The 13,400-nt window shown below is 67.4% G+C and carries 12 protein-coding genes; 10 read left to right on the top strand and 2 right to left on the bottom strand.

Annotated elements, in window-relative coordinates; translation table 11 throughout:
* Positions 1-80 precede the first annotated feature (80 nt).
* The 5 genes from ACSQ86_RS28710 to ACSQ86_RS28690 all read left to right on the top strand — a co-directional run bounded on the left by ACSQ86_RS28710 (position 81) and on the right by ACSQ86_RS28690 (position 6,578).
* The gene (locus ACSQ86_RS28710) at positions 81-1,880 is read left to right on the top strand and encodes an FAD-dependent oxidoreductase (RefSeq protein ID WP_093107330.1); all 1,800 of its coding nucleotides are present in this window, start codon (positions 81-83) and stop codon (positions 1,878-1,880) included.
* Positions 1,881-1,966: 86 nt separating this feature from the next.
* A complete protein-coding gene (locus tag ACSQ86_RS28705) occupies positions 1,967-3,784 on the top strand; it encodes a 2-oxoacid:acceptor oxidoreductase subunit alpha (protein WP_436310317.1) in 1,818 nt (605 codons plus the stop codon).
* On the top strand, positions 3,781-4,836 hold the full coding sequence (locus ACSQ86_RS28700) for a 2-oxoacid:ferredoxin oxidoreductase subunit beta (protein WP_436294239.1): 1,056 nt from the start codon (positions 3,781-3,783) through the stop codon (positions 4,834-4,836). Before ACSQ86_RS28705 ends, ACSQ86_RS28700 begins: the two co-directional genes overlap by 4 nt.
* A 45-nt stretch (positions 4,837-4,881) precedes the next feature.
* Positions 4,882-5,319 (top strand): CBS domain-containing protein, encoded by a 438-nt coding sequence (locus ACSQ86_RS28695; RefSeq protein ID WP_093107334.1) that lies wholly within the window; start codon positions 4,882-4,884, stop codon positions 5,317-5,319.
* A gap of 2 nt (positions 5,320-5,321) precedes the next feature.
* Positions 5,322-6,578: an extracellular catalytic domain type 1 short-chain-length polyhydroxyalkanoate depolymerase gene (locus tag ACSQ86_RS28690; RefSeq protein ID WP_436310136.1), complete on the top strand. Its 1,257-nt coding sequence runs from the start codon at positions 5,322-5,324 to the stop codon at positions 6,576-6,578.
* Here the strand turns inward: ACSQ86_RS28690 and ACSQ86_RS28685 are convergent.
* On the bottom strand, positions 6,575-7,648 hold the full coding sequence (locus ACSQ86_RS28685; RefSeq protein ID WP_436310316.1) for a pirin family protein: 1,074 nt from the start codon (positions 7,646-7,648) through the stop codon (positions 6,575-6,577). The genes ACSQ86_RS28690 and ACSQ86_RS28685 overlap by 4 nt on opposite strands.
* A gap of 230 nt (positions 7,649-7,878) precedes the next feature.
* Between ACSQ86_RS28685 and ACSQ86_RS28680 the strand changes: the two genes are divergently transcribed.
* From ACSQ86_RS28680 to ACSQ86_RS28670, 3 genes are all read left to right on the top strand, one after another.
* The gene (locus tag ACSQ86_RS28680; protein WP_436306072.1) at positions 7,879-8,205 is read left to right on the top strand and encodes a hypothetical protein; all 327 of its coding nucleotides are present in this window, start codon (positions 7,879-7,881) and stop codon (positions 8,203-8,205) included.
* Positions 8,206-8,596: 391 nt separating this feature from the next.
* The gene (locus ACSQ86_RS28675; RefSeq protein ID WP_436310135.1) at positions 8,597-10,240 is read left to right on the top strand and encodes an autotransporter domain-containing protein; all 1,644 of its coding nucleotides are present in this window, start codon (positions 8,597-8,599) and stop codon (positions 10,238-10,240) included.
* Between the two features lie 162 nt (positions 10,241-10,402).
* Positions 10,403-10,603: a hypothetical protein gene (locus ACSQ86_RS28670; RefSeq protein WP_436306071.1), complete on the top strand. Its 201-nt coding sequence runs from the start codon at positions 10,403-10,405 to the stop codon at positions 10,601-10,603.
* Between the two features lie 46 nt (positions 10,604-10,649).
* Here ACSQ86_RS28670 and ACSQ86_RS28665 read toward each other — a convergent pair whose 3' ends face one another.
* Positions 10,650-11,129 carry an FKBP-type peptidyl-prolyl cis-trans isomerase gene (locus tag ACSQ86_RS28665; RefSeq protein ID WP_436306070.1) on the bottom strand — a complete coding sequence of 160 codons (480 nt, stop codon included), beginning with the start codon at positions 11,127-11,129 and terminating at the stop codon, positions 10,650-10,652.
* Between the two features lie 357 nt (positions 11,130-11,486).
* Here ACSQ86_RS28665 and ACSQ86_RS28660 point away from each other — a divergent pair, with 357 nt between their 5' ends.
* Positions 11,487-11,876, top strand: a complete 390-nt coding sequence (locus ACSQ86_RS28660; RefSeq protein WP_436310134.1) for a hypothetical protein — start codon at positions 11,487-11,489, stop codon at positions 11,874-11,876.
* 154 nt (positions 11,877-12,030) lie between these two features.
* Complete coding sequence (locus tag ACSQ86_RS28655) at positions 12,031-13,389, top strand: hypothetical protein (protein WP_436310133.1); 1,359 nt, start codon at positions 12,031-12,033, stop codon at positions 13,387-13,389.
* Positions 13,390-13,400 lie beyond the last annotated feature (11 nt).

Below are 13,400 nucleotides of genomic sequence, written 5' to 3'. Positions count from 1 at the left end.
GTCCTGAGCGGCGCATACTGGCGGCAGACCCGAGCCGGCTCCTCCCCGGGGAGCCCCGGGCGGCAGACAGGAGACACGCTTTGCAGCGAACCAACATTGCCAACCCGGCCTATTTCCACAAGGTCGTCGATTGCCAGTACGCCTGTCCGGCGCACACCCCGGTCCCCGAATACATCCGCATGATCGCGCAGCGCCGCTACGGCGACGCCTACATGATCAACTGGGTCTCCAACGTCTTCCCCGGCATCCTGGGGCGCACCTGCGACCGGCCCTGCGAGCCGGCCTGCCGGCGTGGGCGGGTGGAGGAGAGCAACGCCAGCAAGCCCGAGCCGGTGGCGATCTGCCGGCTCAAGCGCGTGGCGGCCGACATGAAGGACGACGTGCGTTCGCGCATGCCGGCGGTGGCGCCCAGGAACGGCAAGCGCATCGCCTGCGTGGGCGCCGGGCCGGCCTCGCTCACCGTCGCGCGCGACCTGGCGCCGCTGGGCTATGAAGTGACGGTGTTCGACAGCGACGCCAAGGCCGGCGGTTTCATGCGCACGCAGATCCCGCACTTTCGCCTGCCCGAGTCGGTGATCGACGAGGAGACGGGCTACATCCTGGACCTGGGCGTGGAGTTCCGCGGCGGCGAGCCCATCGACTCGATGAAGGCCCTGCTGGCGCAGGGGTGGGACGCCATCTTCGTCGGCTGCGGCGCGCCGCGCGGGCGCAACCTCGAACTTCCCGGGCGCCAGGAGGCGGCGGCCGGCATCCACATCGGCATCGACTGGCTGAACTCCGTCTCCTTCGGCCACGTGACAAGCATCGGCCAGCGCGTGATCGTGCTGGGCGGCGGCAACACGGCGATGGATTGCTGCCGCTCGGCCCGCCGCCTGGGCGGCACCGACGTGAAGGTCATCGTGCGCAGCGGCTTCGAGGAGATGAAGGCCTCGCCCTGGGAAAAGGAGGACGCCCAGCACGAAGGCATTCCCATCATCAACTTCCATGTACCAAAGGCCTTCGTCCACGACAACGGCAAGCTGCTGGGCATGCGCTTCGAGATCGTCCGCGCGGAGTACGACGACAAGGGCCGTCGCACGCTGGTGCCCAGCGGCGAGCCGGACGCCTTCTTCGAATGCGACGAGGTGCTGGTGGCGGTGGGGCAGGAAAACGCCTTCCCCTGGATCGAGCGCGACTGCGGCATCGACTTCGACAACCATGGACTGCCCACGTTGGACAAGAACACCTTCCAGTCCACGGTGCCCCAGGTGTTCTTCGGCGGCGATGCGGCCTTCGGCCCCAAGAACATCATCTGGGCCGTGGCCCATGGGCACGAGGCCGCGGTGTCGATCGACCGGCTGCTGCATGGCCAGCCGGTCACTGTCCGTCCGCCGCCCATGACCAACCTGGTGTCGCAGAAGATGGGCATCCACGAGTGGAGCTACGACAACGACACCTCGAACGACCTGCGCTACAAGGTTCCCTGGGCCAAGGCCGAGAAGGCGCTGGCCAGCATCCGGGTGGAGGTGGAACTGGGCTTCGACGCCGCCACCGCCTTCAAGGAGGCCGAGCGCTGCCTGAACTGCGACGTGCAGACCGTGTTCACCGAGGCCGCCTGCATCGAATGCGATGCCTGCGTGGACATCTGTCCGATGGACTGCATCAGCTTCACCGCCAACGGCGAGGAGAGCGAACTGCGGGCCCGGCTGAAGGCGCCGGCGCTCAACCTGGCGCAGGATCTGTATGTCTCCGGCGGGCTCAAGACAGGCAGGGTGATGGTCAAGGACGAAGACGTCTGCCTGCACTGCGGCCTGTGCGCCGAGCGTTGCCCCACGGGGGCATGGGACATGCAGAAGTTCCTGCTGAAGATGACGCCCGCAGGGCAGGAGGTGACGGCATGAGCGCCATTCCCGCAGCACGGCCGCCCGAAGGCGGGAAAGCCCCCTCGGGGGGCAGCGAAGCACACGAAGTGGCGAGCGTGGGGGCCATCCCACAAATCGAGGCGGTCAACGATTTCGTCATCAAGTTCGCCAACGTCAACGGCTCGGGTTCGGCCTCGGCCAACGAGCTGTTCGCCAAGGCCATCCTGCGCATGGGCGTGCCGGTGAGCCCGCGCAACATCTTCCCCAGCAACATCCAGGGCCTGCCGACCTGGTATGAGGTGCGCGTGACCGAGCGCGGCCACATGGGGCGGCGCGGCGGCACCGACATGATGGTGGCGATGAACCCGCAGACCTGGGACGCCGACGTGGCCGAGCTGGAGCCCGGCGGCTACCTGTTCTACGACAGCACGCGGCCGCTGCCGCCGTCGAAATTCCGCGACGACATCCGCGTGATCGGCATGCCGCTGACCGAGATCTGCAACGCCGTCTACCACGATCCGCGCCAGCGCCAGCTGTTCAAGAACATCGTCTACGTGGGCGCCCTGGCCATCCTGCTGGGCATCGAGCCGGAGGTGGTCGAGAAGCTGTTCGGCGAGCAGTACAAGGGCAAGGAAAAGCTACTGGCCTCCAATGTCCAGGCGCTGCACCTGGGCTGCGACTTCGCCAGGGAGCATCTGCGCGGCGAGCCCCTCGGGCTGCAGGTGCGGCGCGCCGACCGGGTGGGCAACCGGATCTTCGTGGACGGCAACAGCGCCGTGGCCCTGGGCTGCGTGTATGGCGGCGCCACGGTCGCGGCCTGGTATCCGATCACGCCCTCGTCGTCGGTGGCCGAGGCTTTCCAGAAGTACTGCACCAAATTCCGCGTCGATCCGGCCAACGGCCAGAACCGCTTCGCCATCGTGCAGGCCGAAGACGAGCTCGCCTCGATCGGCATGGTGGTCGGCGCCGGCTGGAACGGCGCACGGGCCTTCACGGCGACCTCGGGGCCGGGCATTTCCCTGATGGCCGAGTTCATCGGCCTGGCCTACTTTGCCGAGATTCCGGTCACCCTCATCAACGTGCAGCGCGGCGGACCTTCCACCGGCATGCCCACGCGCACCCAGCAGGCCGACATCCTGTCCTGCGCCTACGCCTCGCACGGCGACACCAAGCACGTGCTGCTGTTCCCCGAGGATCCGCACGAGTGCTTCGAGCAGGCGGCGGCGGCGCTGGACCTGGCCGACCGGCTGCAGACGCCGGTGTTCCTGATGACGGACCTGGACATCGGCATGAACCAGCGCCTGTGCGCGCCCTTTGCCTGGGACGACAGCCGGGCCTACGACCGCGGCAAGGTCATGAGCGCCGAAGAGCTGGAGGCAGGCCGGGACTTCGGCCGCTACAAGGACGTGGACGGCGACGGCATCCCCTGGCGCACGCTGCCGGGCACGCACCCGACCAAGGGCAGCTTCTTCACCCGCGGCACGACGCGCGACGCCTACGCGCGGTATTCCGAGCGCGGCCCCGACTACATCTACAACATGGAGCGGCTCTTGAAGAAGTTCGCGACCGCGGCCACCCTGGTGCCGCAGCCGATGCTGCGGCTGGCCGCCGAAAAGACGGACCTGGGCGTGATCTATTTCGGCTCGACCAGCCCGGCCATGCAGGAGGCGCTGGAGGAGCTGGCCGAACGCGGCGTCCACCTGGACGCGCTGCGGCTGCGCGCCTTTCCCTTCCCGGACAGCGTGGCGCAGTTCCTCGCGCGGCACCGCCAAGTGTTCGTGGTCGAGCAGAACCGCGACGGCCAGATGCGCAGCCTGCTGGTCAACGAGCTCGGCATCGATCCGGCCAGGCTGGTCCCCGTGCTGCATTTCGACGGCACACCCATCACGGCGCGTTTCGTGGTCCAGGCGATCAGCGCCCATCTCGCCAAGGAGCCCGCATGACCTACCTCGCCAAGCCCAAGCTGCGCCACCCGACGCTGGCCACCAACAAGGTCGGCTACACGCGGCGCGACTACGAGGGCAAGATCTCCACGCTGTGCGCCGGCTGCGGCCACGACTCAATCTCCGCCGCCATCATCGAGGCCTGCTGGGAGCTGGACATCGAGCCGCATCGCGTGGCCAAGCTCTCGGGCATCGGCTGCAGCTCCAAGACGCCGGACTATTTTCTGGGCGCCTCGCACGGCTTCAACACGGTGCACGGCCGCATGCCCAGCGTGCTGACCGGCGCCAACCTGGCCAACCGCGATCTGCTCTACCTGGGCGTTTCGGGCGACGGCGACTCGGCTTCCATCGGCCTGGGCCAGTTCGCCCACGCCATGCGGCGCGGCGTGCGCATGGCCTACATCGTGGAGAACAACGGGGTCTACGGCCTGACCAAGGGCCAGTTCTCGGCCACCGCCGACCAGGGCTCCAAGAGCAAGAAGGGCGTCGTCAACAGCGACAGCCCGGTGGATCTGGTGGCCATGGCGCTGCAGCTGGGCGCCAGCTACGTGGGGCGCGGGTTTTCGGGCAACAAGGCGCAGCTGGTGCCGCTGATCAAGGGTGCGATCAGCCACGGCGGGGCCGCGTTCATCGATGTGATCAGCCCCTGCGTCGCCTTCAACAACCACCCCGGCAGCACCAAGAGCTACGACTACGTGCGCGAACACAACGAGGCGGTGAGCCGCATCGACTTCATCCATGAGCGCCAGGAAATCACCGTGGACATGGCGCCGGGCGAAGTGATGGACGTGCGCCAGCACGACGGCACGCTGCTGCGGCTGCGCAGCCTGCATCCCGACTACAACCCCGGCGACCGCTACGCCGCCATGGCCTACATGCAGCGGCACCAGGAAATGGGCGAAGTGGTGACGGGCCTGCTCTACGTCGATCCGCTGGCCACCGATCTGCACACGGCGCTCAACACCAGCGAGCGGCCGCTCAACACGCTGGGGCCCGCCGAGCTGTGCCCCGGCGCCGGTGCGCTGGAGCGGCTCAACGCCACCTTGCGCTAAGCGAAGGTCCGTCGCAACATAGCGCGTTCCGCAGGAGGGTGCACCATGGATGAACGTACCGTTTTCCAGTCCATCTCGCGCAAGCATGTGACCTGCTTGGGCCCGCAGGCCAGCGTGCGCGAAGCTGCGGGCGTGATGACGCACGCCAACTGCGGCAGCGTGCTCATCATCGAGCCGCCGGAGACCCTGCTGGGTATCCTGACCGAGCGCGACCTGATGACACGGGTGCTGGCCCGGGGGCTCGATCCGGAGCGCACCACGGCGCGCGAGGTCATGACGCCCAACCCGATCTGCGTGCCGCCGGAAACGCTGGTGTCCGACGCCGTCGTGATGATGCTCGAGCGGGGTTTCCGCCACCTGCCGCTGGTGGCGGGGACGAAGATCCTCGGCGTGTTCTCGGTGCGCGATGCGCTGCCGCGGGAAATCGGCGCGGCGCTGAGCCAGGCCGAATTCAACGAGCAGGTGAACGACGTTCTGGGCTAGGAATGCGCTGGGTCGCCGCCGCCCTCCTGCTGTTGCTCGCCGCGCTGCAGGCCGAGGCCGGCACCACCAGCGCGTTCACGCTGAGCCCGCAAAGCTATTCGGGCTCGCGCGAGCGGCAATACAAGGTCTATGTGCCGGACGGCCTCACGGCCCCGGCGCCGATGGTGATGGCGCTGCACGGCTGCCAGCAGACGCATGACGACGTGCTGCGCGACTGGGGCCTGGTGGCGGCCGCGGACCGCTTCCGCTTCATCCTCGTCGCGCCCTTCATCACCAGCTACGACGGGCTGCGCAACACCAACTGCTGGGGTTTCTGGCTCGACCAGCACCGCCACCAGGGCCGCGGCGAGCCCGAAGACCTGCACCAGATCGCGCGGCAGGTCGAATCGCGCTTTGGCATCGACCCGAAGCGGCGCTACGTCACCGGGCTCTCATCGGGCGGCGCCATGGCGGTGGTGCTCTCGGTCACGCACAACGAGTACTTCGCGGCCGCGGCCAGTGCCTCGGGCCTGCCCTATGGCGAGGACGCGGCCTCGGTGTCCTTCTCGGGCTGCCCCGGCAGCGCCACTTTTCATGCCGTAAGCCAGGTGCTGGCCGACATGCAGCGCGAACGCAATGCGAGCTACCCGATCCCATTGATGGTGTTGCAGAACAACCAGGACTGCACCGTGATCCAGCCCGCCGGCCGCAACATGCGCGATGCGCAGCTGCTGCTCAACGGCGACGCCTTGCACAACAGCCCGCCCGAAGCACAGGCGCGGGAGCGTGCCTGCACCCCGGTCAACGGCTCCGACTACAACTGCCAGCAGGTCTTCTACACCGTCGACGCCCAGCCGGGCAGCCGCTCGCTGGTCGAGACCGTGTTCTACAACGGTCCCACGGTCACGCCCGACCCCGGCGACACCGACCACGGCCACTACTGGATCGGCGGCCAGAACGGCCGCGACGGCCGATGGGCCTTGCAGCGCGGGCCGAGCTACCCCGACATCGTCTGGGACTTCTTCTCGCGCCATGCGGCCGATACCAGCGGGCCGCCACCCCCACCGCCTCCGCCCCCGAGCTGCAACACCGTGAGCGCTGCGCCGGGCGCCCACGTCTCGGCGGGCCGCGCGACAGCCGGCGGCCTCTTCAGCCTGCGTGCGATCTCGACCGGCGACATGCGCGACATCGGCTTCGCCTGGGATTTCTTCTTTACGCGCGTGGACCTGCACCAAGGGGCAGGCGGGCGCTGGTTCGTGCAGCCGCCGGCGGGTTGCTAAGACTCCAGCGGCTTCTCTTCGCGCCCGTCCGGATGCCGCGCAAAGCGCGCCGGATCGCGCCCGTGCACCGGCGCCATGTCGGGCCAGGGCCAGCCGCCGAACTGCGTGCGGCGGTAGTCGGCCATGGCTTGCGCAATCTCGGTCTGCGTGTTCATCACGAAGGGGCCGTACTGCGCCACCGGCTCGCCGATCGGGCGGCCCTGCAGCAGCAGGAACTCGCTCGGCTCGTCGCCGTTGATCAGCTCCACCCTGGCGTCGGCGTGCAGCTCGATGGCGGCGTGGTTCTCGATCTTCCGGCCCGCCACGCTGACCGAGCGGCCCTTGAAGAAATACAGGTTGCGCCGCGTGTCCTCGCCGTCCGCGGCAGGCAGCATCCAGCAGGCATGGGGTTCCATGCGGATCGTCCAGATCGCGATGTCCGCATCGGCCTCTGCGGCCCACGAATCGGGCGGCGGCGCCAGCGGCCCGCCGGCGCCCGGCTCGCCATCCACCGGCGCGACACGGCCCGCGACGACCGCGACCTCGGTCGCATGGCCGTCGGCATCCATCGCGGTGAAGCGCGGGATGTCTTCGGCCCAGAACATCGTGAAATGCGGCTCGACCATCTTGTTGCGCGCCGGCAGGTTGAGCCAGATCTGGAACAGCTCCAGCGGGTTGGGCGCGGAAGCATCGAGCAGCGGGAACATCTCCGAATGCACGACGCCCTTGCCGGCCGTGAGCCACTGCACATCGCCGCCGCCGAAGCGCGCGGTCGCGCCGAGCGAATCGGAATGATCGATCAGCCCCTTGCGCACGATGGTCACCGTCTCGAAGCCGCGGTGCGGATGCCCCGGGAAGCCCGGCACGGGGTTGCCGTGGTACATGCTCCAGCCGTCCTTGCGGCTGAAGTCCTGGCCCAGGTCGCGCCCGGCCAGCGAGGCATCGGGCCCCATCTGCGCGTTGGCTTTGGGGTAGGCGTCGTCGTGGTAGGCGCAGAACAGGAAGGGGTCGATGGTCTCCCAGGGGAAGCCGAGGGCCTTGATCTGGACGATGGGGCTGGTGGTGACAGTGGCAGTGGCGGTGGCGGTCATGGCGTGCGTGCTTTCTTGCGGGGCGCTCATTCTGTTCGATGCGAGAGGAGCGATCCCTCACATGTGGGGGTGGCGCCCTGTTCCTGAAGTGCGGCCGGTGGAACGCAGTCGCACCATCTGCGGAACAACAGAAGGGGAAAATCCCGGCTGTTCGTTGGATGGACGCCACGCCGATCCGTTCACAATTCGCGCGGCGGAGCCATCGATCCCCACAAACAACAACGACGTGCATGAACACCGAACAGCAACTGCAGCACAGCTATTTCGAGATGCGCGAGCGGCCCGCAAAGGGGACCGCTGCCAGGCAGCATGCCGAAGTGCCGCTGCCGAGCCTGGCCGCCGCCCAGCGCAAGGCGCGCGGCCCCGTGATGGGATTTGCCGTCCCCTTCCTCGCCGTGATGGGCTACTACGCCCTTGGCATCTGCACCTTCGCGCTGATGGCTGCGTCCAGCGTGCCCGGCGGCGGCGAGGTGTCGCAGCTCGCCTGGTGTGCCACCGAGAGCACCAGCCCCATCGCCCTGGCCACCGCGCTGGCAGCCGGGCGCTGGTGGGTCTGACAACTGCCGGTTTGCGCCCGGCTCCACACAGCCGCGCGACGACATCCTGACCCTTGCCGGCGCCGGCGAAGCGCGTCTGACGCCGGCTTTCACCTGATCTCATAGCACCCAGGCCGGCGCCTTGGGCGGCGCTCGCGTGGCCGAGCGCCTGGTTTCATTTCCCGGCCGCTCTTGCCGCCCCTCCAGGGCGCGCGCCACACCCTCCGCAATGTGAAAAATCTCACGAATGCTCGTGGGATCAGCCCTGGCTGCTATCCAAACCATAGCATTTTCGACGCCAAGACACGGTTATGTAACCGATTGTGTGAACTCCTTCCTTAGAAATTGAATACCTAGGTACTAAAGTCAAAAGTATTCAATTACCGCTTCGGCGGGGGATGGAGGAGACGATATGAATCGCGTTTTCAGGATCATTTGGAATGCCGCCAAGGGTCATTGGGCCGTGGCATCGGAGCTGGCAACAGGCGTCGGCAAGTCGGCGGCGACCGGCACCCCGGTTCCCGATCTGCAACTCCAAGCGCCTGAGTTTGCGCGGGCCAAGGGGCTGCAGGCTTGTGTGGCGGTGGCACTTCTCGCCTTCGCAGGTACCGCGTCGGCGGCGAACTGCGGCAACGACAAGGATGTCGGCAACGCCACGTGCTCGACACCTGCACCTGCACCGGCGCCTGCACCTGCACCTGCACCTGCACCTGCACCCGCACCCGCACCTGCACCGGCGCCTGCACCTGCACCTGCACCGGCACCTGCACCTGCACCTGCACCTGCACCTGCACCTGCACCTGCACCTGCACCTGCACCCGCACCTGCACCGGCGCCTGCACCTGCACCCGCACCTGCACCGGCGCCTGCACCTGCACCCGCACCCGCACCCGCACCCGCACCTGCACCTGCACCTGCACCGGCACCGGCACCGGCACCGGCACCGGCACCCGCACCCGCACCCGCACCCGCACCCGCACCTGCACCCGCACCTGCACCCGCACCCGCATCCGCACCTGCACCCTCAGCAGAAGCCCCAGCGGCGGCCGCCGAGGGCGAGCCGGCGGCCGCGGCGGCCGCAGAGCCCGACAAGAAGGCCATCGCGCCTGCCCCTGTCGCACCCGCCTATCGGAACGAAATGCCGCTCTTCTCCGCCCTCCCGGCGCAACTTCGCCAAGCGGATCTCGCGATGCTGGGCAACCTGAACCGCCGGGTCGGCGATTCGGGGCCCAACCGCGATGTCTGGGTGCATGCCGTCTACACCGACCTCGACATCCGCCAGCACGGCAGCGTCGCCCCGCACAGCCGGGGCCAAGTGAGCGGCCTGCAGGCAGGCGCCGACCTCCTGACCGGCAACAACTGGCGCGCCGGCCTCTACGTCGGCTCGCTGGACGGGGGCGTCGACGTGAACGGCAACGCGCACGGCACCTTCGGCAGAGTCGGCAACACCGATCTGCAGTCGCGCTACCTCGGCGGCTATGCCACCTGGCGCGATGCGAGCGGCTGGTATGTCGATGCCGTGCTGCAAGCCGGCAGGCACCGCTACAGCGTGCGGCCCGACGGCGGTCTCACGGTGTCGGGCAAGGCGCGCAGCTTCTCGGCATCGATAGAAACCGGCAAGTCCTTCGCCCTGACCGAGAGCTGGAGCATCGAGCCGCAGGCACAGCTCATCCGCCAAAGAACACGTTTCGACGACGTGTCGATCGCCGGCGCGCAAGTCCATCAGGACACCAACGCAGGCTGGATCGGCCGGCTGGGCGTGCGCATCAAGGGCGACATCCCCACCGGCGCGGGCCGGCTGCAGCCCTATGCGCGCTTCAGCGTCTACCGTGCCAGTTCAGGCACCGACGTGGCGACCTTCGTCGGCACCGCCGGCAGCACCGTCATCTCCGGAGCGAGCGGCTACACCGCGACCGAAGTGGCGGCCGGCCTTTCGCTGGCGCTGACACCCGCCACCACCGTGTACGGCGAGGTCGGGCGCATCTCCAGCGCCGGCGGCGACGCCCGGGTGAAGTCGTCGGTTCAGGGCACCATCGGCCTGCGCGTGAGCTTTTAGAGCGAGGCTGTCGTCCAGCACGCGGAAGAGCTGCGCTGGCAACCGGGCGCTGGTGGGTCTGACACAAAGCCAGGACGGCCGCCCGTTCTGACCACGGCGGCTTCCTACAGGTCGCGCAGGCGGGCGAGAGCTACTTTGCGATCAATGCAAAGGAGTCACGCCATGCCCATCGCCATCCCACCCCCCGACATCGACCCCACAGTGATGCCGCCCGTGAGCACGCAGCCGACGGAGGCAGAAACGATGGAGAACGGCATGGCAGCAGCGGATGAGGCCGCGAGCGCCGGGACGCCGCAGAGCCGCGAAAGCGTGGCGGCGGGATTGTCGAAACTCTGGATCGATCCGAATCCGAGAGCGCGCTAGCTCCCGGAGTGAAGCATTTCGCCGATGCGCCGAGGAGCGACGCGCTTCAGTGATGGTGCCCGTGCTCGCCATGCACATGGCGATGGGCAATCTCTTCCTCGGTCGCGGCACGCACGCCGGTCACCGTCACGCTGAACTTGAGCGCCTTGCCTGCGAACGGATGGTTGCCGTCGAGGATCACTTGCGGGCCCTTGATCTTCATCACGGTGAAGACCTGCGGCTCGCCCTTGTCGTTGCGGCCTTCGAGCTGGCCGCCCACTTTGACGCCCGGCGGAAAGTCGGCTTTCGAGATGGTGCGCACCAGTGATTCGTCACGCACACCGAAGGCATCTTCGGGCTGCAGGTTCAGCGTGGTCTGGAAGCCGGCCTCCTTGTCCTCCAGCGCAGCCTCGACCTTGGGAAAGGTGTTGTCGTACCCGCCATGCAGATAGACCATGGGGTCGCTGCTCTCTTCGATGAGCTTGTTGGTGGCGGCGTCGGCTACCTTGTAGCGGAGGGTGACGACGGAGTCTTTCTGGATTTTCATGAGAAGGTTGTGCTGCGGGTTGAGTGCAAGGTGGGCAGATTTTCGTTCACCTTGATCGGGTGATGCTCGTTGGTGCCGGCAGTCGTGGTCACGGCGTCTGATCGCAGTTGCTGACTTGAGCCGTACATATTTGCTGCGCGCATGTGAGCCGTGCGTTCTGGAAGCCTGTCGAGGGGCATCGCGGCCTGCCCCTGAGGCCATTCTCCGCTCGGGCCGCTGACGGTTAGCCGCGCGCGAGATCGTTGGCGATAGCGCATAGACGCGATTCCCAGCCGCCCTGCGGACGAGAAAAATTCATTTCATCGCGCGTCGCTCCAAAGCGCGATGCCAACACCCGGTAGCGAAAGGAAAGCTGTCATGAACGCAACGGATGCTCTTCGTGCGCGTCCTGTCAGGACCTTGGCGGCCGTCGGTCTTGCGCTGGCCCTTTCGGCCGCGGCGGTGCTGGCCTTGCCGCGCGCGGAGCCGCCGCGGCACGCTCCCGTGGCCACGACGCATTTCGACGGACTTCGCGTCGCCGCGGCAAACGGCGATGCCGACGCCAGCCGGCGGCTGACTTCGGCGCTGCTGGACCAGTACCGCGACCGGCGGAACCCCGAAGCATTGATGGAAGCCATGCAATGGCTGGACCGCGACTGGGACACCTCCGAGTACTTCGCGTCGCGCCTGACCCATCGCGTGTTCGACGATGGGCTGTGCGAGCACCCCGTCGTGCGCTGGCATCCGTTCTGCCACGTGGGGGAATGAATGAGCGCCCGACCGGGCGCTCCAATTCCGCGCCAAGAAAGTAAAACTAAAGTTAAATTAATCGTTGCTTTCCACTGAAACCATATGAATCTTCCCGGTCGGCGCGGAGGGCCACATTCGGTCGCGCCCAAACCACAACGACACGAGGAACTACATGAGGCTTTTGATTTCGTTCGCCTGCGCGGCGACACTGGCGGCTGGGTTGGTCGGCTGCGGGGGAGGTGGCGGCGGAGGGGGCGGGAGCGGTTTCAGTGCGCCGGCGGCCTTGACGGCGACGGTATCGATCAACGGCAGCGCAGCGACAGCCGACGCCAACGGCCAGTTCGCCGTGAAGCCCGGCGACACCGTGGAGATCACGCCGAGCCAGAGCGCCGACTGGACGACCAGCGCCTCCAGCGAAGCGGCGGTCAGCTTGCGCAATCCGAGCGTGTCGGGCAGCAAGTGGGCCGCGCAGATTCTCAATGGCACGGCCAGCGCCGTCAGCTACACGGTCTCGGCCAAGGCGAGCGCCAACCAGTCCCTGACCAAGGCCACCGTGCTGAACGTCTCGGCCGGTGATGCGCGCAACGGCACCTACCGCGTCTATGCGGCGAACGCGCTCCAGTACCAGTTGACGCTGGACTTCAACGCCAACGTCTACACCTTCGTTAACCAGGACGGCAGCGCGCCCGTGGCGGACACCTTCAACACGGACAGCTCCGAAGCCGGCACCTACTTCTTCAAGACCGGCCGGGTCACTTCGGTGGCCAACACGTCGCGCTTCCGCATGACGACGGATGCAGTGGTCGGCAACTTTCCGTTCGTCGATCCTTTCGGCACAGGCAGTACCTACGCGGTCAAGCCCTTCATCGGCGCGCGCAACCTGGTCACCGAGCAGGCGCAACTCGATGGCGTGTACAACCGCCTCGGCATCCAGCGGACAGCAGCCGCGGAAACTTCGCAGATCACGCAGACGGAGGTCTCGTCCGGCGGCACGGTCATGAAGCTTTGCTTCGACTCGACCATCTACAGCATCCCGAACTGCCCGCCGGCCTCGGTGGCGACCTACACGGTCAGCGCGACGGAGATTGCGGGCGTCTGGCACATCGTCAACAACGCCAATCCTGCCGAGAACGGCCGCTTCGCGATGGCCCGCATCGGCGACCAGAAGGTCTATCTGTCGGCGGGCGCGGCGCCCTCGACGCCCGGCATGCTCGTGTGGCGGCTTGGCGTGCAAGACACGCCGGTCTGGGCGGCGGCGACAGGCCACGGCGGATCGACCAAGGGAAGCTGGGCCAGCATCAACATGACGGCGACGGGCAACACCCGAATCGTGATCAACGCCGACGGAACGACGGCCGCGCACGCCAACACCTATGGCGGCATGGGCGCCTTCGGTCCTGCCGGCATGCGCCAGTTCCCGGATGGCACGGGTTCCACCTACTTCGCGACCTACAACACGAAGCTCTTCACGATCGTGGGAGCATCCAACGTGACCACTGGCGGATACCTGCAGCTGAACCTGCTCGACTAATCGGTTCTCCA

It is taken from the genome of Variovorax sp. LjRoot130, from assembly GCF_964253755.1.
In the GTDB taxonomy this organism is placed as follows: Bacteria; Pseudomonadota; Gammaproteobacteria; order Burkholderiales; family Burkholderiaceae_C; genus Variovorax.
Note: the sequence above shows the minus strand (reverse complement) of the source record. Positions and strands in the feature narration are given on the sequence as shown.

Coding starts and splice junctions, on each gene's coding strand:
- ACSQ86_RS28700 (WP_436294239.1), top strand. CDS start 3,781: ATGACCTACCTCGCCAAGCCCAAGCTGCGCCACCCGACGCTGGCCACC.
- ACSQ86_RS28655 (WP_436310133.1), top strand. CDS start 12,031: ATGAGGCTTTTGATTTCGTTCGCCTGCGCGGCGACACTGGCGGCTGGG.
- ACSQ86_RS28680 (WP_436306072.1), top strand. CDS start 7,879: ATGAACACCGAACAGCAACTGCAGCACAGCTATTTCGAGATGCGCGAG.
- ACSQ86_RS28670 (WP_436306071.1), top strand. CDS start 10,403: ATGCCCATCGCCATCCCACCCCCCGACATCGACCCCACAGTGATGCCG.
- ACSQ86_RS28685 (WP_436310316.1), bottom strand. CDS start 7,648: ATGACCGCCACCGCCACTGCCACTGTCACCACCAGCCCCATCGTCCAG.
- ACSQ86_RS28695 (WP_093107334.1), top strand. CDS start 4,882: ATGGATGAACGTACCGTTTTCCAGTCCATCTCGCGCAAGCATGTGACC.
- ACSQ86_RS28665 (WP_436306070.1), bottom strand. CDS start 11,129: ATGAAAATCCAGAAAGACTCCGTCGTCACCCTCCGCTACAAGGTAGCC.
- ACSQ86_RS28675 (WP_436310135.1), top strand. CDS start 8,597: ATGAATCGCGTTTTCAGGATCATTTGGAATGCCGCCAAGGGTCATTGG.
- ACSQ86_RS28660 (WP_436310134.1), top strand. CDS start 11,487: ATGAACGCAACGGATGCTCTTCGTGCGCGTCCTGTCAGGACCTTGGCG.
- ACSQ86_RS28690 (WP_436310136.1), top strand. CDS start 5,322: ATGCGCTGGGTCGCCGCCGCCCTCCTGCTGTTGCTCGCCGCGCTGCAG.